Genomic DNA, 22392 nt, shown 5'->3' on the forward strand with positions numbered 1-22392 from the left:
GCCTTCACGTCATGTCGCTCAAGACCCAGTACGAGAATCTGGGCGACCTCGTCATCAACGCGGTTCTGGCAGCGGAACTGAATCGCCGAGGCAGATTCTTGGGCATTTCGAACGGTGCGCCTGCAGATTATGTGGACGATTTTCAAGCGCTGGCGGAGCAACTAAGTGGCGCACCGATCACCTGTGGCGAATTGCGGCAAATGGCTCCCCGCATTCTGCAGGCGGCCGCAGGGAGTGGAATGACGCTAGTCCTATCGCCTGGTCACAACACGCTCGACCAGCCCACACGGACGCGCCAGATACTCTCGACAGCGACACACTATGGGCTTGGACGCCTGCGGATCTTACAAGTCGGCGCATCCTTCGAAGGCGCTTTTCCGGAGACGACCCGGCTATATTCCCAGTTGCGCAAGGCGGGCCATCCGCTCTCGGTGCGCGACATCATCTCGCGCAACGGTTTCGCCGAACGCGGAATTAATCTACCGATCGTTCCGGATCTCGCTTTCGGGCTCCAATGCAGCACCCATAACGAGGGCGATATTGGCCTGATCGCAGTGCGCGAGCACAAGTCCCAACCCTATGAGCAGCTGCGGAAGACGGTCGCTGCCATAGCCGTGGCCATGCACGCAGTTCAGCTTGAACCTGTCATGTTCTTCCAGGTTTCGCTCGACGCCCCGCTCCATGCGCGACTGGCTTATGATCTCGGCATCCGCGAGCTCAACACCGGAAATCATCGCCCCTCGTTCGACGAGGCGATGCAGGTCTATGCGCGGGCTGGAGCGATAGTGTCCAACCGTTTGCACGGCCTTCTCGTCGCGGCGGCGGCAGGCGCGCTGCCCCTCCCGCTGCTACATCCGGAGGAGCGTAAAATTAGGGGCGCGCTAGCCGAAGGCGAGCTTTCAGGGCTGATCATCGAAGCTGAGCCGGAGTGCCGCAAACGGACCGGAGAGCTTCTGGCCAGACGCAGCGAGTTGCATAACCGTATCGTCGTACCCGCCTTCGCACGCTGCAAGCAGCAGCTAGAAGACTTCTTCGATGGTGCGACCGGGTGATATCCCGCCTGCGCAAGTTTGCCCAGATTGCGCAAAAGCGCGCACCAATCCTGATCGCCTATGGTGCGTCGAAAGCGCTGCAAATTGTGGTCACCATTCTCATCGCGCACCTGTTTACCAAGACCGAGGCGGGCTCGATCTTTTACCTCGTCGGGCTTGTGGCGCTGGCGCAGGGCATTGGCGCCATCGGCCTCGATAGCTTTGTGAGCTACGTCTACCCGCGCTATTCGCGGTCGCAGAAATTGTGGAAGATGCGCCAGTATCTCTGGCTGGGCGTGATCATATCAATCCCCGTCACGCTCTTCCTCTCGCTGCCACTGTTCGTGGAGCGCCCGGACAGGACGACTCCGGAAGTGCTGATCCTGATCACAGTGGTGGTGCTCTGCACGATGAGTGCGATCTATCGCCGGATCGGTCGCACAGCGTTTTTGGGCGCGGCAGCGCGGCTCAAGGCGATCCTGCACGATACCACCGTCGCCAGCGCGTTCCTCATCATCCTGCTGCTGGCCATCCCGGTTGGAAGCGCGATGGCATTCTCCGGCCTCTTGCTGTTAGCCTATATCGGCGCCGGCATCTGGGCCTGGTTTTCCCTCAACCGACTGCTGCCAGCATCGCCAATCGGCACAAAAGCACTCCCAGCGCCGCCCGCGCGCCGTATGCTGCTGCTGATGTCGCTGCCCTCGCTGATGTCGCAGGGCATTGCGCAGCTTCTGAACCGGGTCGACATCATCCTCCTTGCCCCGCTTTCCACGCCGGATCAGGTCGCCGACTTCAGCGTCGCTGTGCGGGTGACGTTCCTGCTGCAGGCGATCGTGGAGTTGACCAATTTTATCGCAGGGCCTCTCTTGCTGAAGCTGGATCGCGTGCCGTTGGCGCAGCGGCGGCGTTTTGCTTTGGCCGTGCTAAGCGCTACAACCGTCATGACGCTCGCTATCATCGTCCCCTGCATCCTCTTCCCGGCGACCATACTGACCACTTTGTTCGGCCCAGCCTATGCGGAAGCAGCGGACGTGCTGCGCATCCTTGCCCTCGGCAAACTTTTCACCACCCCCTTCGTCGCGTTGCTTCCGCTGTTTGTACTGCTCGGCTTGAACCGAAAGTTGGCCCGTATCATGCTGGTCGCAGCGGCGGTGAACCTAGTCATCGACCTTTTCCTGATACCCGGCTACGGTGCGCTGGGCGCGGCGATCGGGGCGACCGTGGCGCTTGGCATAATGGGGCTGGGATATCTTAACCTCCTGCGTGAAACTCTGACAGGCAAGACGGAAGCGCTATAATGATCGAAGCCATCGCCTATCTCGCCGCGCTTCTAGGATATATCGCGCTCCTGTTCGTGCTGATCCGCAGCCGTTTCCCAACCATCTCGCCGGTCACGTTCTTTGTCTCGATCTATTTTCTACAATACGGTCCGCACACCCTGATTCGCCCGTGGCGCGATCTCAGCGCGAATGTGAGCGATACGATTGAACTGCGATACATCCTGGCGATCACGCTGGTGAACGTCATACTGGCGCTGACCATCCTTGCCATCCGGTCGCTTATGCCACAACTCTTGAACCGCCGGATCGACACGGGCGATCTGCGCCATTTACTGATCCGCGACACCAGGACAGCGACGGCGATCCTCGCCGTAGGATTCATGATTTGCGGCCTGTTTTACCTCGTGGAGTTGATGGGCCCCCCACGCCTTGCGACGATCCTGGGGTATTTTGCCGGCAACACCAATTTCACTTACGAGGAGATCCGGCGGGAGCTATTCGCCGGAACTCCGATCGAGATATTGATGAACTATTCGAGGCAAACGATCTCGATTTGCCTCGTCCTCGCCTCAGTGTTCATCTTTTACAGATTTCGGCAACTCAGGCTCATTGCGACCCTCTCGATCATCGCAACGTTCATTTTTACAATGATTCAGATGAACAAGTTTCCATTGATCTATACGATCCTGTGTATCATAATTATGGCATTCATCGTCTACAAGGGTCGACTTTCCCTGAGCAGTAAGGAGTATTTTTTCCTGCCGCTGGTCATCCTCGCAATCCCGACATTATTGCTATCTCTCTATTTAATACAATATCGTTCCGCGATCGACGAAGGCTATGTTGAGGTAGCGGACCTCTACAAGCTCGTTTTTTACCGAGGGACCTTCGCACAAGCCGACGCATTAAGGCTCTGGTTCAACGAGTTCCCGGACCGCACGCAGTTTTTAGGCGTCGCCAATCTTGGAACCTTCGCGTCGGTTCTGGGTCAGGAAACCTTCGAAGTTACCAGCTTTATCCCGCAGACCTATTTCAGAGCGGAAACCACCTATCAGGCGGGCTTCATCGGATCGGGATATGCCAGCTTCGGCTGGTACGGGATTGTCGCCTTCGCGGTGATCGGCGGAGCGATCGCCACACTTTCGACCATCCTCATCAACCGCATCTATTTCGCGGATATCCGCGCCATCCTGACCGTAGCGCTATCGATGAACATGTATTTCTTTAACAGTCGCGAATTCAGCACCGCTCTCCTGTCCGGTGGAATCATGCCGCTGTTTCTGGTCGTCGTAACGGTGGTACTGTCCGTAAGTCCTGCCAAAGATGCCAACCGTCCACGATCGGGAAGACGGCAAGCAGCTTCGCGGCGCAAGCTGATATTAATACGCCGATAGACATGCGGCGTAAACGATCATCCGTCGACATAGTCTCCTGTAATATTGGCCACAGAAATTACGGTTAGGCCCCGTTCACATATGCACCAACATAGCGTCATGGCTCACCGGTAACGCCGATAATGACCAAGAAGCTCGTGAGTGCCTACTATAACATTGATTTGGGGCGTGCCTTTCGTAAGACAGGTGCTCGCGATTAACAGGGTAGCGTATCAGTCAATCCGCTTGGCATGTCGTTGGAGCGGATCATATTCCAACTCGTAGGGAAGTCGTGGTAGGAGTCGCAATGCCACGAAGGTGCAGGTGACCCGCGGGAAATTCAACATCTCCGGGCTCCGCCAAGTTGCCATTCCGTCGGATCGAGCTATCAAGGGCATCTACGCGAAGGCCCGGCGGCCCAGTCCTCGAAAGGCCAGGTGAAATCCAATCCGGCGGTGCCACTTACCCCGCCGGCAATGCCCTGCACCTAGTGCGCGCACATTGTACATCTCCGCCCTCCGGCATCCGCATAGAAGTACATAGCGCGCCGCAATACGGAGGACAATCCAGCGCAAGCCAAATCCGAATTACGGCCGGCCTCTAAATGCTGTAGGCGAGGCGATCCGCATTCTTAAGGAGCTCACGACGCCGCATTCAACCGCATCAGGCCCCATAGCCGCGCTAGAGCCTTTGTGCGAATTGAGGACGGAGCCAGCAATGACGTCATTCGCAAATGAATCGCACTAGTCGGGCTACGTCTCTGGGGAGATCGCCTGTAATTCGAGATCGTCGTGCAGACCCGCGCATCGGTACACCGAGCAGCGAGGAATTAGTCGACCGCATTGGCTCGGCGTGTGCACAAGCTAGTTCAGTGCCCTTATGCTCCTGCGCGAGCGCGGCAACCACGAGCGAGCCTTTCACATTCGAGTGAACTATGCAGCGCACTACCGCTGGGAGCGCAAAGATCATGGAGGTCTAATAATCGAGCGACATTCGTAACCTAACGACGCGAACCAGCGAATGAGGCGATACCATTCGCTATTGTTCAACGCGGTTGCCAACATGAATCCTCTTTACCGTGGCGATCGTAGCTTACCATGCTGATAGTATGCGGCGCCCCGCTCTTCGGATCGCATTGGATCAGCAGCACACTGACTACAATAACGGCGAACATTCGAAAGTGACGGCCCGAGGAATTGATCGCGCCATTGCGATTGCGCAACACCTCCAACGCTTCCTCTCGCATCTTACAACAGACAGAACCGCCAAATCTTCCGATAAGATAATTCCTAGTTAAACAACCTCATTTACATCATAGATAGGGCCCGGTTCTCTCAATTTCTCCAGAGAGAAAATCCAAAACATCAATCATTTGGCCGTATTTCAACATCGTTGACCCTCCCCTCACCTTGGGTTACTTTGAGCCTTAACATCTGGACAGGGCAGGTCTGAGGAATTTTAAGCTGCCAAGCACTTCCGACTTGGCTCAAAGAGACTGGCCTAACGTTATAACGATTGCCGAAGCATTTGATCTCAGGTGAAATAGTCGAAGACGACCTAGCGTCAGCGTCAATCATCATCACGTAGTTTCCTGCCTGCAGGTCAATAAATCTCTCAGCGAGAACTCCACGCAATCTGTCACTATGCCGATAGCTAATCGCCCAACTGTTGTTGCGCGCGGTAAAATCCCTGCGGATTCCTGGCGAAGGCGGGTAAGACCAATCAAAGGGTCCTGCAACTTTTCCATCGCCACCGTGTTGGAATCGGTATGGCATCGAACTTATTGACGCAGCACAATCGCCTCCCCAAATCGTCGACGCCTGCCGACTATGCCCCTGCCGAATGAGTCGGGTCGCAGTTCGAGATAGTTCGTGACAATCTATAGTGCCGCGCTGCGAATGAATTTCACTGATCGTGGCGGCAAAGATGTTCGCTGAAATTTGGCGGCCTGCCATATTCAAAAACCTGCTCATCCAGACTGGGTCCTGAGCCAGCCTATCGGCAAGCGCGCGGCGCCCCTCGTCGTGAGAGAGAAGTGTGTTCCAAACATTAGTTGGTATAGCATCAATCTTACCGGTGCGCTGTAGTGCATCCAAACGCTCTGAAAGCACCCGCCAATCTTTGTCAGCTAGAGCTGCGTTGATCACAGCCGATTGTACAAGAGGCTCGCGCCAGCCTCGAGTTGCAGACGCGAGCAGTGCTCGTGAGGCAATAGCTGGCTCCGCGTCCAGCGATGCAACCGCTAACAATGTTAAAGATTCCGCCGGGATAGGCCTCCGTTCTATCAAAAAACGCGCATGGACCCGGGCTTTTTCAGTATTCTTATTTCTGAGATCTTTAAGCGTTAGCGGTTGATAAGCGTGCGCCCTGAATATCTCAGGGATCCAAGGTGATAATGCTGGTCGCGCTTGGGTCGCGAAGTCGAGTTGCAGGCCGAGGCAAACCACGGCGGCAAAAAATAATATGGTTATTCGTATAAAATTCGTAACATTCGAGCGGATCAAAGTCATTACGCTTCAATCTCGCCTTTTCCATAGCTATAGTACTGGTAGCCGTAGTAACTATATCTGGCGCCCGCGGCACCAGGGTCGAATTTGGTCAGAACGGCGCCAAGGACTTTGGCGTGTACGATTTCGAGGCGGCGCAGGGCAGACTTGACCGCCCCCCGGTGGCTCCGGGAAGCGTCGACCACCATAATGAGGGCGTCGGCATACGCCGCTAGGTTTGCGGTGTCTGACAAGCCAAGCATGGGCGGGCTGTCGATAATTGTCACGTCATAGGTTGCCCGTGCTTCATTTAAAACTTCATGGATTCGGGGGCTGCTGAGCACCATTGAGGGGTCAGGTGGCAGCGGAACCGCGGTGAGATAGACTAGGTTATCTTGGCCAGATTGGTTGATCGCCTCGGAAAGTTTGACTTGCCCTGCTAGTACTTCGGTCAGCCCGTACTTGGGCGCCCTCTTTAATTGCTTATGCAGCGTCGGGCGCCGTAGATCGGCATCTATCAACATCACCTTATGACCCATGCGAGCAAGATTGAGGGCCATGGCCTGCGCGCTGGTTGTCTTGCCTTCGGCTGCTTGAGCGCTGGTGACGACGAGTGAGCGCGGCAAACCGGATGCTGTTGCAAAGCGCAAATTGGCGACAAGCGAGCGATACGCCTCGCCGATCTCGGAGACTTGTGCGTCCCTATCCTCTTCTATTTCTCTCTCGTTAACGACGGGGATAAGGCCCAGAAGCGCCAGGCCGAGTTTGGCTTCCACATCCTCGGGCGACCGAATCGTGTCGTCGAACTGCTCGCGCACGAAGACGAAGCCAAAAGCCAAAGTCAAACCGGCAAGAAGGGCGAGTGCCATATTGACGGGAAGGCTAGGCGAGGAAGGGAGACGAGGCGCCTCTGCTCTATCGACGAGCGAAATATTATTCGAGGTGGCGCCAGCGGTTGCGTTAAGTTCATTATAGCGCTCGAGCAGCGTGTCGTACAAAGAGCGATTGGTTTCAGCTACGCGCTTGAGCACATTATACTCCACGCCCTGATCCTGCTCGGTTAGAGCGGTCGAACGCAATTGACCGACCCGTCGCTGAAGTTCCTGTTCGCGATCACGTGCAGATTGGTAATCGAGATAGACTGAGCGCTTGATCGATGAGCCGACATCCTGGATTTGTGCGTTGAGCTGGTCCACCTGCGCCTCAAGAGCTTGTACGGTGGGGTGATCGCCGAGATGCCGAGCCCGCTCTTCGGCTAGGGCTGACTGAACTTGGCTGCGCTGACGTATCAGATCTTGTACAGCCGGGTTTGAGAGCACCTGGGGCACCGAGAGTACTGGCACTTTTGCGATATTTTGCCATTGCTCTTGTGCTGCTACACGATTGGCAGTCGCCTCACTGGCGGCAAGGTTTACCTGAACAAGACTATCATTGGTCACCGATAGGGTGGTTTCTTGGTCGGCTTTCTCGCCCTGCCCTGGCACGCGGATCAGGCCTGCGGCGCGCGAGTACTGGTTCAACTCGCGCTCGGAGTTCTCCAAATTTTGGCGAGCTTCCTGCAGTTGCTGCGCGAGGAACTTGCGCGCATAGGACGAGCTTTCGAACTTACGCCCCAGATTGCTCTCGATCAAATTCTCGGCAAACGCGTTCGCGATTCGTGCCGAGAGAGCCGGATTGGTGCTCTCAAAACGTATCTTAGCAAGGCGGCTGTCAACCGGAAGACTAACACTGAGATTTTCTTGCAATAGATCGAGTGTGCTATCACGTCGCAGAGCATTGACCCCGCCGGCGTTGACATATCGACCCTCCACATCGGCTTCTGTGGGCATTTCCGCTTCGACGGCGTCGTAAAACCTCGGATCGGCCGCTAGATCTTCCCCTTCGAGAACCCGTTCGGCCAATGCGCGGCTCTTGATCACATCAATCTGGGTTTGCAGGAAACGTTCTGCATCCTGGTAAGAAACCGTCGGTGCAACTTCGCTATTCTCGATAATCTGATCTGTTTCTTGTTCGATCAGGACGGTCGCTTCGGCCGTATATCGTGGCATAATAAGCATAGTGATTAATGCGCCAAGAACCAGAGAGGCCGCGATAATGCCAGCCATCCACCAAAGGTTCCGTCGCAAAGCCGCAACGATGCGGCTGAGGTCGATCTCCAACAGCGCCTCGTTTTCTGAGACCGACCTAAAATCTTTGGGGTCATTAGAACCCGGTGTAACAGAGCCGTCCAAAGCAGGGGGTTGTGGTTCTTCCATGACTTATAGCGCCCGAAAGACGTTAAACAAAGGCGCGGCCTGCAAAAGATCGCGGTAAGCTCCCTTCAAGAGATCGAAGCCGACCACGATCCGATCTCCGCCGAGAATCTCGGGATCGGGTGCCTTGCCCTCACGTATCGCCTGCAGATCGAACACCGCGCCCATCGGCTGACCATTCACGGTACGCAACACGATGACTTCGTCGAGCACCGCGACGCGTGTCACCCCCTTCGCACGCGCGATAGATTCAAGAAGGCTTGAACTACCCGCAATTTCATAGACACCAGGCTCGGTCACGCTACCCTCAACAATTACTCGCTGTGCGGCGGACTGAACCACGCCAACGACCACCTGAGGGTTGCGGATGAAGCGCTTTCCGAGACCGCGCTCCAGATTGCGACTCAATTCGATCGGCGTTTGCCCGGCGGCTTCCACCTCGCCGATCAGCGGAAAGTTGATGCTTCCGCCTGCATCAACCTGAAGCTGGTCGAAGGTGAGTTCGGGCTCTTGGAATACGCGAATCGACAACGTGTCCAGCACACCGATACGATAGGACGAGCGTGTTGCAGCAGGATCAGCCGCCGGCATCACCGCATAGGCCGCTTCTCCGCGGGGAAAATCGGCCGACGGCGAAAAACATCCCGCAAGCGCCAGCAACGCCAGAATCGGAAATATTCGGAAAATGCTAACCACGCGACGCCCCCTTACCGCGCACATCACTAACCCCACTCACGAGGATGACAACCAGGAATGCTGCCACGCACAACATCGCCTGATTGCGGAGAGGATAATCAACAACACTCTGCAGCGCGATGCACGCCAACCCAGCAGAGGCCCCCAAAGGGAGGAGGTCGCTCCTCGAACGCAGACTACGCCACGTCAAAGAACCGAGATACGCCACCCACCCCAAGACCATAGCGAGACCCAAAACTCCGGACTCAATCGCAATTTCAAGATAATCATTATGTGCCCTGCCAGCGCGGCGAGGAGTCACATGCTCGAGAGATTCGTCGAGTTGGAATACGTCGTCAAACGTCCCCATACCAGAACCCACAGGCCAAAACCGATCCGCACTAACGAGACCATCGGCCCAAATTGCCGGACGCAAATCCTCCAGGCTCTCGAAACGCTCAATCGATTGCGCTCCTCGGCCTCCCGAAAATGTCAGAAGTGCTACCATGGCTATTGCGAGCGCACCGCTTCCCGAGGCAAGCGCCAGCGATCGTCGGCTCCATTTCATCAATGTATGAGCACAATACAATCGCCACACTAGAACGAGAGCGGGAAATAGCAAAAGAGCTATACTCGATCGAGACTGCGACAAAATCACCCCGATTAGAAATACTAAGCCAAGAGCAATCCTTGGGCCTAGGTTTACGAAAGGGCTGGGAAACCAATCTTTCTGCGCACTTACAAGCAAACAGAGAAGGATAACGAAAAAAATTCCCGCAGTATTATGATTTGCGAATGTTCCAGCTAGTCGATTTACGCTGCCGCCGGCATAAAAATCGAGCGCGTCGCCGCCGGATGCGAACTGAACTGACCCAATAAATAGGCAAACCAAAGCCCCGCCCAAAAGGGCCAACAATCCGGCTCTAATTTGCTGAGCACGATAAGGGGCGGCCAGCACAAGAACGGTCAGGGGGGCAACCAAACCAATGAAAGCAAGCAGCGAAAGGCTTGGATCGACCGAAAAGGGCATCCACGTGCCAGAAGCATCTATCAAGGCTAGAGATTCGCTTACGAGTTCTCGCCCCGGCAGTGCAGTCCAGACGGTGGGTGGCAAAGGGATGGATTGAACCATAGGAATGGCCATCGATATCGCGATAAGGACAACAAGCCCCCTCGGAACGGCCAATAAAAACTCACGCAAATTTGCGATTGAAACCGCAAGAGCTAGCAGGGCAGCCAGCTGGACGATCAGATTTGCCAGCGGAGCGCTACGGCCTCCGCCGCCAAAGGAAATCGCAATTACTAGCATCAACGCCAAACCAGCCGAGGCGCGCAGCTCGCGATTGTGCCAGACCAAAATCGGACCCCCAAAAAAGAAGCCGACCGATAACGGCCGGCTTCAATAGATCAGCAATCGGAAAAGCGCATCAAGTTCCGGGGGAGATCGGCTCATCCTTGTCCTCGAAAATATCGATGACGCCAGTAACTTCCAGGATCACCCCGCCTCCGATGATACCGCCAATGATGTACAACGGCAGCAGGGGGCCGACAGCAGAGCTCCCTTCACCTTTGCGGACCGGCTTCGACGAACGTTCAGTCAAAACGCTCTTCACACCATCAACCTTCGCCAAGGATGCAGGCACCGAATCACCAGCGCGAGTATTCTGCGCAGACGCCACCACTGGAGCCGCCACTAGAGCCCCGGCAGCGAGGACATTCAAGATCTTACGCATACTAGGCTTCCTTGAAATCGTTTCGTTCAAGAGAATTGCTAGCATCTCTTCGCGTGCGCAGCAATAGCGAACTTTGTAGAATGGATGGGCGAGCAAATCTCGAAGCAGCGCGCCGCATCCAAAAGGACTGCCCGTCCCGTTTCTCATAAACAATCCATCCGCCGTAGCTAGATGTGGACTAGCAGAGTGATATGTAGAATGATCTCGCCCATGACCCACAAACCGATCCGCAAGGCCGTGTTTCCCGTCGCCGGGCTTGGCACCCGCTTCATCCCCGCGACCAAGGCGATCCCCAAGGAAATGCTCGCGATCGTCGATCGCCCGCTGATCCAGTACGCGGTCAACGAGGCGCGCGAGGCGGGGATCGAGCAGATGATCTTCGTCACCGGGCGCGGGAAGACCGCAATCGTCGAGCATTTCGATATCGCCTTCGAGCTCGAACAGACGATGGAAGAGCGCGGCAAGGATCTCTCGATCCTCGATTCGACGCGCGCCACGCCGGGCGACATCATCACCGTGCGCCAGCAGGTGCCGCTGGGTCTGGGCCACGCGATCTGGTGCGCGCGTGCGATCGTGGGCGACGATCCCTTCGCGATCTTCCTGCCCGACGAGCTGATGATCGGGAAAAAGGGCGGCACGGGCTGCATGAAGCAGATGGTCGACGCATATAACGAAGTCGGCGGCAACGTGATCAGCGTGCTCGAGGTGCCGCAGGAAAGCGTATCGAGCTACGGCGTGATCGATCCGGGCAAGGAGGAGGGCGCGCTGACCGAGGTGAAGGGACTGGTCGAAAAGCCGCCGGTCGCCGAGGCGCCCTCGAACAAGATCATCTCGGGCCGCTACATCCTGCAACCCGAAGTGATGCGCGTGCTGGAAAACCAGGGCAAGGGCGCGGGCGGCGAAATCCAGCTGACCGATGCGATGGCCAAGATGATCGGCAACCAGCCGTTCCACGCGGTCACGTTCGATGGCGCGCGCTACGATTGCGGCAGCAAGACCGGTTTCGTCGAGGCGACGCTGGCACTGGCACTGCAACGCCCCGACATGCGCGACGAGGTCCGCGCGATGGCCCAGCGGTTGCTTAAATAAATGCTTCGGGCTCCGCCGGCCTAGCCGCATCCGAACTGTCAATTTGACTGAGCAGCTCTCATTGCCTCTTGCGTTCTTCAACCAAGCAAGAGGGGCAAATTGCTCGACCAGCTATCCCTCCATCCTCGCTTTGGCCGCGCGCGCAGCGCCTTCGTTGGAAAACCAAGCGCCCTGCGAAGCTCATCACCATCGAGCGCCCGGCAGACCCGCGAGTGGGCGCGTCTTGGAAGAAACTAAACCGCAGACATATCCTCCACCAATATCACTCGCGCCTCGCCACCAACCTCTAGGCCGGAAACCCCGTAATTCAGTATACAGGTAGCGACCTCAAGCGGCTGACCGTCCAAGGTCGCACCATCGGCGATAGGCAATATAAGTGTGTGGCGTAAAAAATTATCCGGGGGGACCCGGGACTGCCCCGCCAACTGCGCAACCCGGAAGAAGGGGCCGCGGATTAGCTCTGCGTAGCCGGCATCTGCCCCGCGGCTATGGAGGGCGGAACAATCACCACCAAGCTTAGCCACCCTCAACCCATCGTCGAGATGAAGCTCACGAGGACGGTCGTAATCGTATAGGCGGTAAGTGACGTCGCTATTCTGCTGCACTTCCAGCAGACTGATCCCCGCTCCGATGGCGTGAATGGTACCAGCCGGGATTGAGAAAAAGTCTCCCGGTTCGACATCGACGTAGCGCAGACTCTCTTTGATCGTCCCATCGAGCGCGGCGGCGCGCAATTCCTCGACGCTCATTTCGCGCATAAGTCCAATCGCCAACTGCGCGCCTGGCTCGGCATCGAGAATGTACCAACACTCGTTCTTGCCCCGTTCGCCTGCGGGTGCCTGTTCGTCGTTCGGGTGTACCTGCACGCTGAGGGTGGCATCTGTGAAGATGAACTTGACCAGAAGGTTTGGGAGTTCCGGCGGTGGGTCAAACCAGATCTCGCCAAGCGGCTCCTCACCCGGATTGACAAAGGGCTCGGGCAAGATCTGTCGACCCCAGACCTTGTTCACCACGTGGGTGGGGAGTTGCCTCATGCTCCCCTCGCGCCGTCCAGCTTTCCTACATCCTGCGCACCGCGTGCGCTGGTGACTAGAATTTCATCACCATCAACCACCACGACGACATCTTCCACCCCAACGACCGAGACGCGCGGCCCGTCACTATCGACCATCACATTTGTGCAGCCAAGCAAATCGTGCGGGCCGATCGAGGCACCACCACGCGCCACACGCAACGCGTCCCAGCTACCGATATCAGACCAGCCCATCGAGACGGGGACCATCGCCGCCCGCTTGGTATTTTCCATTACTGCGCAATCGACCGACTCGCCTGCTATATCTTCAAAATGGCTGGAAGAGGGGCGAAAGACACCAGCATCTTCACCCCCCTCTGCCACAGCTGCTTCGCATAACCTCGCCATTTCTGGACGATGGGCTGCAAGTTCCTCCAAAAATCGATCACGTGAGAATGCGAAAATTCCGCCGTTCCAGCTATGTCGCCCGTCGGCTAGGAAGCCCTTTGCAGTGTCGAGATCGGGCTTTTCGATAAATGCGTCCAGCGCAAAGCCGCCATCCAGGCCCTCCCCACGCCTAAGATACCCATAGCCGGTATGCGGACTGACGGCCTCGATCCCAAAACTGACGAGATAGCCGTCCTGCGCAAGCCTTGCCGCTGCCTGCGCAGCTGACCGGAACGCTGATGTGTCGGCAATATGATGATCGCTCGGGCAAACTAGTAAAATAGCGCCCGCAGGAGCGCGATGCGCGGCGAGCGCGATCGCAGCCGCAGTGTTACGGCCCACCGGCTCGGCAATACAGGAAAGATCGTCCCCGCCCTGTTGGCGAACCAGCGGTATATGGCCTTCCCCTGCCACTACCAACGGTAAGCCAAACAAGTCGCTGTCCGAGACACGGCTCAGCGCCTGCTGAAACAATGTTTGAGTACCGAGCAGTGGCAAGAAGGGCTTCGGTCGCGTCGACCTACTTCGCGGCCACAGGCGTCTCCCGCCGCCGCCACAGAGAATCACTGGCTGAATCTTCACCGTCATATCTGCAAACCTTAGCCGGGTTCCTAGCTAACTTGAATACTTTAGATTTGCCGAGCCAATGATTTCTGGCTCGCCGATAGCAATCAGAAAGGAGAAATATTGCTAATATAATCTTATAACTTTAAAAACGAAAATCAATAAATTACAAAGAAAACCTTTGAGGTTAGGCGATCCAAGGTGGTGCACGTCTCATACGATATTTTATATTTTTGGCATACTTCTCAATTTTAATTTGTTTTTTAACCAACAAATATGAAATTACGCCATCCCTTACCCTCTCTCTGCCAATTGACGGGCCTAAAAAATAGATGCTTGCGCAATACGTATTATGATAACCCCTCCCGCCGCCTGTCACGCCCCAGAACCTAATCAGAAATTCTGTGGCCTTTTTCACAGGATTTCCCCTCTATGGCATTGTGATGGCCCCAAAAGCCACTATCTTTCTCATAGAGAGAGGCTAAAAAAAAGGCATTCGTGAATTGCAAGACCAAGACACTGAAATGACGCAGACGCTTATCGCGTTCACGTCCAACATCGTCGAGGCCTACGTCGCCAATAATAGCGCCGAGCTCGACGAAGTCCCCGTGTTGATCAACAACGTGTATTCGGCGCTGTCGAGCCTTTCGGGTGGCCAGGCGAAGGAAGAAGAACGGCCCGAACCCGCGGTGTCCATCCGCGCTTCGGTGAAGCCCGACTATCTCGTGTGCCTCGAAGACGGCAAGAAGCTGAAAATGCTCAAGCGTTATCTGCGCACGAATTACGACATGAGCCCCGAGGAATATCGCGAACGCTGGAACCTGCCGAGCGATTACCCGATGGTTTCCCCCAACTATGCCGAAAAGCGCCGCGAACTGGCGAAGAAGATCGGCCTTGGCCGTGCGCCCGGCCAGAAGCGTGGCCGTCGAAAAAAACCGATGACTGAGTTGTCTTCGGCATAGCAATAAGCTCACTGGGGATTTTGGCCCCAATAGCATCCAGATGATTTGCAATAAAACATTCGAGGCTGTTGGACCTCAATGACCACAGAGTCCCCGAGAAACCCTCTGTACGCATCAATGACGACCATCTCTTCGGAAAACAATGCACAGTCGATAATCTGCGTGATTTGCTTTCCGATTGCGTTCGTGAGCACCGCCTTGGGTAACACACCGCACTCCACATGGACCTTGTCCCCACGGATGAACAGATCGGGAGTACTATCAATACCGGTCCGCAGCGATATGCGACCGCAATCGAATTCGAGTTGGCTCGACGGAGCGCCAAACTCTGAGGGATCGCGTTTTAATTCGCTTACAAGGTTGCCACACCGCTTCAAGGCATTGATTGCCAACAGATCAATTTCGCCTGTCGCACCGTGCTGTTCAAACCGATGAAGCGCGAGCGCACGCGTTCCGAATTGATAGCAGAGCGCGCGGAGGTGCGCTGTTATCTCGGCGGGATCGACAACCTCGATCTCGTAAGTGAAAGGTCGAAGCCAATGATCGAGAGAAGCGTATTCTGCTTCCATCAGAAGTTCGTTTGATCTTACCCAGATGGCTTTGAACACGAAGCGAACGGCAAGCAGATGCATCGACTTGCGGATGCCTATTGGCATTTGCGAAGAGAAGGATCTTGCATCCCGCCATGCCTCGTCGAGTATCCCGGCGAGAGTCTCGAAACCGTGGTATTGGCAGGTTTGAACACAAGCGATGACGATTGCGGCTACCTCGGCAACGTTCTCGCCGAAATTCAGCCGCCGGAGCGGGTGCGCTTCAGCTTCTGGATCACGCCAGCAGTCCACCGTAATTTGGACGTTACCGGGCAACTCAAGGTCGACGACAACATCACGGTAATCGTGCCCGGCTGGACTACTGGTCTTTACAGAGAGGATAGCGCAGCCACCGCCACAGGCCCTCAACAGCTTCGCCGCGAGTGTATTAACGATCGCCTTCGTAAAGCGATCATGGCTTTCATCGCTATCCTTGGCCCGCCATTCCGGCATCTTTATAGCCCTTCCCACTTGAGCTCGAATCGATCCGCAAGCGAGTCATTTGAACGCCACCATAACCAGGAACGCACCGGCACTTGCACTGGCGAACAAGCACCGCAGCCCAAGCGAAGCAGTCAGCAGAAGGCCGCGCAAACGTCGTTGCAATGCTGGAATGCGCCTAGGTCCTCTACACCACACCAGCAGCGCCAGCGCGCTCCGAAGCCTTCCGCGCAGCTCGGATGACTCTCTTTACCTGCTCAGTGTGCCGCGCGTCCGATGCTCCTTCGCGCAAGCTTGCGCCGTTGCTTTCCCAGTATCCCTCGGGCATTTCATAATAGGCGAATTTATCACTGTCCCTCGGGCCGTTGTACCACCCATAACCGATCTCCGAGCTATCACTTGCGATGTAGCTGCAGTCGAACATCACATTCGGAAACATCTCCACGAGATTCTCAAAGAGCTCTTGCGGAAATCCCCGCTAAGTGTCGAATTTGAAATGGTAGCAGCCGGACGTATCCTGCTGCCAGTCCTCGAAGCCCCAGGGCTTTCGCCGTGGGACTCCAACGAGTGTATATAGCGGCCTGTGTGCCTGAACAGGCCCGTGAAATCTAATTCGAGCTTTTCACGGGCGCGGGCATCACTGGTCCTCACGACAAACCATCTTTTGAATCGGTCGATTTCCGGCTGGGGGCCATAAATGCTCACAGAAATCCATGCTTCATCGTCCATCCTCTACTCCTTCTTTGGCTGATCTCGCGGGCGTTCGTGTTGGCCTGATCATCCGAAGAAGATCATTAGGCAGACGGTGAGCCCGAGGAATGCGCTTAAGCTTGCTCCCACGCACACGAGGATGATCGACCGTACTGATAGATGGGCGGTGCCATCTGTTTCACCGATCGGGATGTGCCCCAACATCGGGTGATAACCGGTCTTGGCCGACGCGAGTTCACGCGCCTCGCCCAGCGCGTTTTCGAGGCGCACCAGCGTTCCTTCGAGTTCGGAAAGGCGCGGCTGCAAGCGCTCGTAGGTTTGCGAGATCAGGACTGTGGCCCGCCGATGATCTTCGCCAGCCTTTGCTAGGTTGCGCAGTATCCGGAACGGCCCGAGATTATCCTCGTAGCAAAGCTCGTAGATCATTCGCACTAGGACCGCTGCAAGGACGAATAAGCTTTCATCGCGGTCTACCCGCTTGGCGACTCCGACCATGATCCGCTCCTCGACGGGGGTGATGTTCACCCCGAACAAGGTCTGCCACATCTCCTCGAAATAGGTCATCGCCCCTCTCCCGAAAGAATGGCGTGCGCGAAGCTTTCGAGGCGGCCACGTGCCTCCATCTGCGTCCAGAGTCCGGCACATTTGTCGAGTGCTTCGGCCAGATTTGCGCATCCGGCATGCATCGAGTGCATGATGTCGTGGTGCAGCCAGGGAAGCGGGACGAAGCCTGCATCTCGGCCGGCCGGGCTCTGGACCGCCTGGCGACAAAAAATCACCTCGCGAAGTCCGCTCGCTTTCGCCTTCACTCGATAGGCGGGGTCCTCCTCGTGGCGCCCCGCAACGTAGAACACCATGAGGTTCGACTGGCCCAGCATCGCCTCGAAGTTGGCAGCTACCTCGATCGTCTCCCGATAGAGTGCCGGTTCGAATTCGATGATCGCGACCTTGCCGGGAGCATTGAAGCGCGCGTCGAGTGCCCGGTCGATCCGATCGGGATCGCGCGACGAGAAATGGAGGTGGCGTTCAGGCGGACGGTTGCGGAATGCCGGGCAACGATTGCCGCCAACCTCGATGATCAGCGCTTCGCTGCCAGTCATGAACTCGAGGGTGAGCGCAAGCGTGCTGAGGCCTTGCCCTCCGCCCTTGCCTATTGCGAAGATCGTCGGTGCCACGGCCGCATTCTCGTTCTGACGCAGCTCGAGAATTGCGGTGTTGGCGTTCCAGCGCCGCTGTAGTTCATCGCGCAGCGCGACGGCGCGCGGATCGCTCCTGACAAGATCGCTACTCATTCCAGTCATCCTCTTCGTGATCTGTGTGGGGCCGGTAGGGGCGCGGCTTCAGCGGACGGTCCGCAGCTTGATCGTCCCGCGATGAGATCGCCTCAGGCGGAGCGTCACCGGGCTCCCGTTGCTCCGACGGACCGGTCGGATCTTCGTCAACACATGCATCCGAAGGTCTGTCAGACGACGAAGAATTATCCTGCAATTCAGGACCCGGAGCGAGGTGCATCGGCTCGAGATCGGGGTTCTCATCGTGCCAGTCGTAGTCGTCGGGATTGCCGTCAACGAAGTCGTCGTCTACCGGTTCAGCGCTCTCGTGCGTGTGGTCCTCCGGTATCGTCGGAGCTGCCCCGGTAGCGTCCGGGACGGATGCGTTGACCGGCGTGGGTTCGCACGGCGCCGACTGCTGCGAAGGACCCTCGACGCGACCTACATCGACCGCCTCCGAGGCCAGAGATGCACTGCCCACCGGTCCTTCGCCGTCTGAATCCCGCAGTAGCATCATCGGGCCACTACCGTCATCGGTCGGCCCCTCTTCACCGTCCGGACGCGCGGTCGTATTCGCTACCGTAGAGTCTGATATTTTATCGCTAAGCTCGCGGTCCTCGGTATCCTCGCCCGGCCACTCGCCATATTCTTGCAGCCAGTCGTAGCCGGTCCAGGTCTCGGTCTCGATCGCCTCGAAATCGAGTTCGTGAGAATAGACGACACGGTTGTCGTAGATCTTGAAATAGCGGTCGGACTTGCACGCGGCACGGACTTCGTTCTCGAACGCGATGAAGTGCCCGTCGAGGACGTCGCGCTCGAGCCGCTTGGTAAATTGCCAGTCGGCATCGGAGACCGCGAGACCGCTTTTCAGTAGTGCATTGAAAGCCTCGACGCTTGTCATGGTGTCCAGGCGCTCGAAGGTAATCTCGAGCCTTTCGCGAAGCTCTGCTTTCCAGTCCTTGTGCCACTTGGCGTGCGGGGCGATGGCATCGATCTCGCGCTTCAGGATGCCGAGATGCATCTCCACTTTCCAGTCGCGCTTGAGCGGTCCGCTCGAGCGAATGATGAAGTCGTACATCGCTCGCAGCCGGATCCGGTCCTCCTGCGATTCCATCTGCAACAGTTTCGCCAGGCGATCGACATCGCGATTATCCTGCAGCTTGTACGCATCGTAGTAAGCGCGAACTTCGCCCTCGGTCAGCGAGCGCGCTGCATCGCGCATGCGGGCCACGCCTTCGAGGAACCGATCGTCCATGCCGGCCGGCAGATCGAGCTCCTCTCGTGCCTTCTTCGCCCATTCATTGGTCTGCTCGTCGCGCTCGCAGGCAGCTTGCGCGACGACCTTGAGATGCTCCTCGTCGAGGTTTCCGAGGTAGGCCTCGAGGATCCCCGATTGCACTATCCGGTTCCACACATTGTCGGGGTTCTGGAACCTGGGATCGGCAGAGTGATCCCTGATCAGCAGCGCGATGAAGGACACCATGAGAGCCGGCATCCGACCTATCGCGGAGGGAGAGGTGCCGGCTCGCGCAAGCTTGTCGATGAACGGGCTTGCGAGCGCGAACTTGCTCTCTGGATCGTGTTGCTCGCGGTTCTCGGAGACCGCCATCTGGCGCTCTTCGATGCTGTCGATATGGGCGATCTTGGCTGCGTTTGCACGTGCAGCGACCATCAGTTTGAGAGCGTTGGAGACTGCGTCGACAAGCTCTTTTTCGAGCTTGGCCTGGTTCTTCAGAACCTTGCCTTTGGACTTGGCATTGGTCTCTTCGACGAGAAATGCGTTGCGTACTCTTGCCTTCGCACGATGGGCTTGGGGCGTTGGATTACCCTTGTCGTCGGTCTCCTCCGCAAGGCGCTCGAGGTCGAGATAAAGCGCCGCATGCGACGCTTCCTCTGGCATATACTGGGCGAGCTCTTTCCAAGCGGAGACGAGCAGATTTTCTAGCGGATCGTAAGTCATGGTAACGGGGTTCTAGGACGCGCAATCGCGGTTTCCTAACACCCGCCCAAAAAATTTTGCCGCCACAGGCGGAAAAGGCATCCGGCTCCGATGCCAGCATCTCACTTACTATGTCAATTCGGGATCGGAACTTACGGAAATTCCGTAACCCGATCTCTCGAACGCCTTTCTCCATTCTGTTCAAACCAGAAGGAACATAGCCCTTCCGAACGACTTTACCACATATCGTTCGAACCCGTTTTTCTAGGCGCAATACCGCAGTAAGGTATGCACTTCGTTCCAGACTTAACTGCTGCGCTCGTCCGGACCGATGGCCCTCCCGAGTATAGCGAACGCGGGCGTTCGCACGGGGCCGGATGCGGCCCTTGGGTGCGGATCGCGGCTGCGCTCCTGGGGCGGTGCTATCGGCACCTTGGGAAGCGGACCCTCGCGCTGACAGCTTCGGGCCGGGTAGTGATCTTGGAACACTTGAAAGTGACCTGCCGGTTGAAGCCGGCAGGGTGAAGGAAAAAGAGCGATAGCGCTCGGCTCCCGCCTCGCCGGTTTCACCAACAGGAGAAACCGCCATGTTAAATACCGAACACCTGCCGCCACACGCCGAAGCGCTGGCGGCAGAGCTTGAAGCCCAGCAGGGCTATCGCGTGCTCAGACGCGTGCCCAGGCCCTATGCATCGCTGCCGCATCTGGGCCCTGCTCCCGACGGCACATGCATCGCGATCATCGATACCGAGACTACCGGGCTCGACAGCGAGAACGATGTCATCATCGAGCTCGCGATCCAGCTCGTCTTCGTCGGCGACGATGGCGAGGTGATCGGGCATTCGATGCCCCATAGCTGGCTCGAAGATCCCGAACGTGAGCTCGACCCCAGAATTTCCATGGTCACCGGCCTCGGCGCACAGCACCTGCGGGGTCAAAAAATCGACGATGATTTTGCGCGCGGACTGCTCGATCGAGCTGACCTGATCGTGGCTCAAAATGCTGCGTTCGATGTGGGCTTTATCGAGCGCCGCTATCCGGACCTCGCAGGCAAGGCCTGGGCCTGCTCGTGCAGCGAGGTCGACTGGCTCAGATTGGGCTTCGAGGGACGCTCGCAATCCGCGCTCCTTGCGCATGTCGGATGGTTCTCCGACGCGCACCGTGCGGCGGCAGACGTCTGGGCCCTGCACTGGCTCCTGCAGCACCGCCAGCGCGCGCCGGGCGAGAGGGAGGTTCGCACACATCTTGCGCGCCTCATCGAGGCGTCCCAGCAGCCCACGGTGATGGTTCAGGCCGAGCGCGCGCCGTTCTCGAAGAAGGAACTGCTGCGCGCGCGCGGCTATCGCTGGAATGCGCCGAAGAAGTTCTGGGAGATCGAGCTCGCCCCCGAGCGCGTCGAGCACGAGCAGGTTTGGGGTTATCGCCACGGTCTTCCGGCAATGACCACGCGGCCGGTCACTGCGCGCGAGCGGCACCGCTAACCGATTGCTTCCACACACATTCCAATCACTGGCCTTGGACTTCGCGCGCCGCGCGAGGCCCGAGGCATATCCCAATGGAGATAACTATGACCACCAACACACCCAACTGCCTCGACCAGTGGGCCGAGGATGCGCGCCTGTTTCGCGCCAACGCCAGCAGCCAGGTCGACGGCGCGCAAACCATCATCGTCGCCGATTTCGAATATGCTTGGGACCGCGATCGCCACGACGCCTACCGGGTCGCCGAAGGCGCAAGCGCCGAGCCGACCATCCGCTGGCCGTTTCATCGCATCGCGGCAGCCAGCTGGATCGTGCTGCGGTTTGTCGCAGGTGAAGCCGTCCCAGAGATCGGCAAGCCGATCGTGTTGACCGCGGAAACCATGAGTGAGGCGGCAATGGTTGCCGCATTCTTCGATGCGCTTCGCGCGCAGCTCGATGCACAGCTCGTCACTTGGGGTGGCGAGACCAAGGATCTTGCCGTGCTGCGCCAGGTCGCGATGATGCAGGACCTGGTGCTCCCCGCCCAGCTTGCCGATCTCCATCCGCATAGCGATCGTCGGCTCGATCTTTGCTTCGCTACCTCGGTCGCGGCCAAGACCGTTCACCTGCCCGAGATCGCTACAGCGATGGGTATTCCGGCCAAGCCAAGCCCGAGCAAAAGCATCGGCCCGCTGGTCGAAGCTGGCGCGTGGCGAGAGGTCGAGGAACAGGTCCTTGCCGATGTCATCACCACCAGCGTGATTGCGATCATGCAGTTGGGTGCGGCGGGACGCATCCGGATCGATCGTCCCGCCTCTCTGCTGGCGCTTGCGCAAGCGGTCGGCGAGGCCTTTGCGAACTCGCAGTTCTGCAAGCGCAGCTTCGCGCTCTGGGCCCGAGCGCGCCACGCCGAAGCTGGCCTGCGCGGCACGGTCTTCCGCGCCCCCGAAATGGCGTGATCGGTGACGAGCTATGCGTAGCGATGAGAGGAAGGAAAAGACGATGACGTAGCAAGTAAGAGAACGGGCGAAGTGCACTGCCCGAACCGTCCCCACTATCGACCAAAAACCGGCCTC

General features: G+C 57.4%; 18 protein-coding genes. 7 read left to right on the top strand and 11 right to left on the bottom strand.

The window, feature by feature from the left end; translation table 11 throughout:
• The first annotated feature begins 11 nt into the window (after positions 1 to 11).
• The 3 genes from AAG591_RS12880 to AAG591_RS12890 are packed head-to-tail and all read left to right on the top strand — an operon-like array spanning position 12 to position 3705.
• The gene (locus tag AAG591_RS12880) at positions 12 to 1052 is read left to right on the top strand and encodes a polysaccharide pyruvyl transferase family protein (protein ID WP_342531770.1); all 1041 of its coding nucleotides are present in this window, start codon (positions 12 to 14) and stop codon (positions 1050 to 1052) included.
• A complete protein-coding gene (locus AAG591_RS12885) occupies positions 1049 to 2329 on the top strand; it encodes a lipopolysaccharide biosynthesis protein (protein ID WP_342531771.1) in 1281 nt (426 codons plus the stop codon). Before AAG591_RS12880 ends, AAG591_RS12885 begins: the two co-directional genes overlap by 4 nt.
• Positions 2329 to 3705 (top strand): O-antigen polymerase, encoded by a 1377-nt coding sequence (locus AAG591_RS12890; RefSeq protein ID WP_342531772.1) that lies wholly within the window; start codon positions 2329 to 2331, stop codon positions 3703 to 3705. The genes AAG591_RS12885 and AAG591_RS12890 overlap by 1 nt, the downstream gene beginning before the upstream one ends.
• Before the next feature lie 1343 nt (positions 3706 to 5048).
• On the opposite strand, the gene AAG591_RS12895 is transcribed toward AAG591_RS12890, so the two are convergent.
• The 5 genes from AAG591_RS12895 to AAG591_RS12915 all read right to left on the bottom strand — a co-directional run bounded on the left by AAG591_RS12895 (position 5049) and on the right by AAG591_RS12915 (position 10830).
• Positions 5049 to 6194, bottom strand: a complete 1146-nt coding sequence (locus AAG591_RS12895; protein WP_342531773.1) for a hypothetical protein — start codon at positions 6192 to 6194, stop codon at positions 5049 to 5051.
• Positions 6194 to 8329 carry a GumC family protein gene (locus AAG591_RS12900; RefSeq protein WP_342531774.1) on the bottom strand — a complete coding sequence of 712 codons (2136 nt, stop codon included), beginning with the start codon at positions 8327 to 8329 and terminating at the stop codon, positions 6194 to 6196. The genes AAG591_RS12895 and AAG591_RS12900 overlap by 1 nt, the downstream gene beginning before the upstream one ends.
• A gap of 99 nt (positions 8330 to 8428) precedes the next feature.
• Positions 8429 to 9118 (bottom strand): polysaccharide biosynthesis/export family protein, encoded by a 690-nt coding sequence (locus AAG591_RS12905; RefSeq protein WP_342531776.1) that lies wholly within the window; start codon positions 9116 to 9118, stop codon positions 8429 to 8431.
• A complete protein-coding gene (locus AAG591_RS12910) occupies positions 9111 to 10454 on the bottom strand; it encodes an O-antigen ligase family protein (protein ID WP_342531778.1) in 1344 nt (447 codons plus the stop codon). The genes AAG591_RS12905 and AAG591_RS12910 overlap by 8 nt, the downstream gene beginning before the upstream one ends.
• A gap of 70 nt (positions 10455 to 10524) precedes the next feature.
• Positions 10525 to 10830, bottom strand: a complete 306-nt coding sequence (locus tag AAG591_RS12915) for a hypothetical protein (RefSeq protein WP_342531779.1) — start codon at positions 10828 to 10830, stop codon at positions 10525 to 10527.
• Positions 10831 to 11040: 210 nt separating this feature from the next.
• Here AAG591_RS12915 and galU point away from each other — a divergent pair, with 210 nt between their 5' ends.
• Positions 11041 to 11919, top strand: coding sequence for a UTP--glucose-1-phosphate uridylyltransferase GalU (gene galU, locus AAG591_RS12920; RefSeq protein ID WP_342531781.1), 879 nt, complete (start codon positions 11041 to 11043; stop codon positions 11917 to 11919).
• 233 nt (positions 11920 to 12152) lie between these two features.
• On the opposite strand, the gene AAG591_RS12925 is transcribed toward galU, so the two are convergent.
• Positions 12153 to 12953, bottom strand: coding sequence for a class I mannose-6-phosphate isomerase (locus tag AAG591_RS12925; protein ID WP_342531782.1), 801 nt, complete (start codon positions 12951 to 12953; stop codon positions 12153 to 12155).
• A complete protein-coding gene (locus tag AAG591_RS12930) occupies positions 12950 to 13966 on the bottom strand; it encodes a mannose-1-phosphate guanylyltransferase (RefSeq protein WP_342531783.1) in 1017 nt (338 codons plus the stop codon). Before AAG591_RS12930 ends, AAG591_RS12925 begins: the two co-directional genes overlap by 4 nt.
• A 500-nt stretch (positions 13967 to 14466) precedes the next feature.
• Here AAG591_RS12930 and AAG591_RS12935 point away from each other — a divergent pair, with 500 nt between their 5' ends.
• Entirely contained in the window at positions 14467 to 14904 is a 438-nt protein-coding gene (locus tag AAG591_RS12935; protein WP_342531784.1) for a Ros/MucR family transcriptional regulator, read from the top strand.
• A gap of 8 nt (positions 14905 to 14912) precedes the next feature.
• Here AAG591_RS12935 and AAG591_RS12940 read toward each other — a convergent pair whose 3' ends face one another.
• The 4 genes from AAG591_RS12940 to AAG591_RS12955 form a co-directional block, all read right to left on the bottom strand.
• On the bottom strand, positions 14913 to 15947 hold the full coding sequence (locus AAG591_RS12940) for a hypothetical protein (RefSeq protein ID WP_342531785.1): 1035 nt from the start codon (positions 15945 to 15947) through the stop codon (positions 14913 to 14915).
• A gap of 765 nt (positions 15948 to 16712) precedes the next feature.
• Positions 16713 to 17210, bottom strand: a complete 498-nt coding sequence (locus AAG591_RS12945; protein ID WP_342531786.1) for a hypothetical protein — start codon at positions 17208 to 17210, stop codon at positions 16713 to 16715.
• Positions 17207 to 17938 (bottom strand): hypothetical protein, encoded by a 732-nt coding sequence (locus AAG591_RS12950; RefSeq protein ID WP_342531787.1) that lies wholly within the window; start codon positions 17936 to 17938, stop codon positions 17207 to 17209. Before AAG591_RS12950 ends, AAG591_RS12945 begins: the two co-directional genes overlap by 4 nt.
• Positions 17931 to 19877, bottom strand: coding sequence for a prolipoprotein diacylglyceryl transferase (locus AAG591_RS12955; protein ID WP_342531788.1), 1947 nt, complete (start codon positions 19875 to 19877; stop codon positions 17931 to 17933). The genes AAG591_RS12950 and AAG591_RS12955 overlap by 8 nt, the downstream gene beginning before the upstream one ends.
• Before the next feature lie 566 nt (positions 19878 to 20443).
• Here AAG591_RS12955 and AAG591_RS12960 point away from each other — a divergent pair.
• Positions 20444 to 21337 carry a 3'-5' exonuclease gene (locus AAG591_RS12960; protein ID WP_342531789.1) on the top strand — a complete coding sequence of 298 codons (894 nt, stop codon included), beginning with the start codon at positions 20444 to 20446 and terminating at the stop codon, positions 21335 to 21337.
• Positions 21338 to 21423: 86 nt separating this feature from the next.
• Entirely contained in the window at positions 21424 to 22275 is an 852-nt protein-coding gene (locus AAG591_RS12965) for a hypothetical protein (protein WP_342531790.1), read from the top strand.
• Positions 22276 to 22392 lie beyond the last annotated feature (117 nt).

The sequence above is a fragment of the Citromicrobium bathyomarinum genome (assembly GCF_038594485.1).
GTDB lineage: Bacteria > Pseudomonadota > Alphaproteobacteria > Sphingomonadales > Sphingomonadaceae > Alteriqipengyuania > Alteriqipengyuania bathyomarina_A.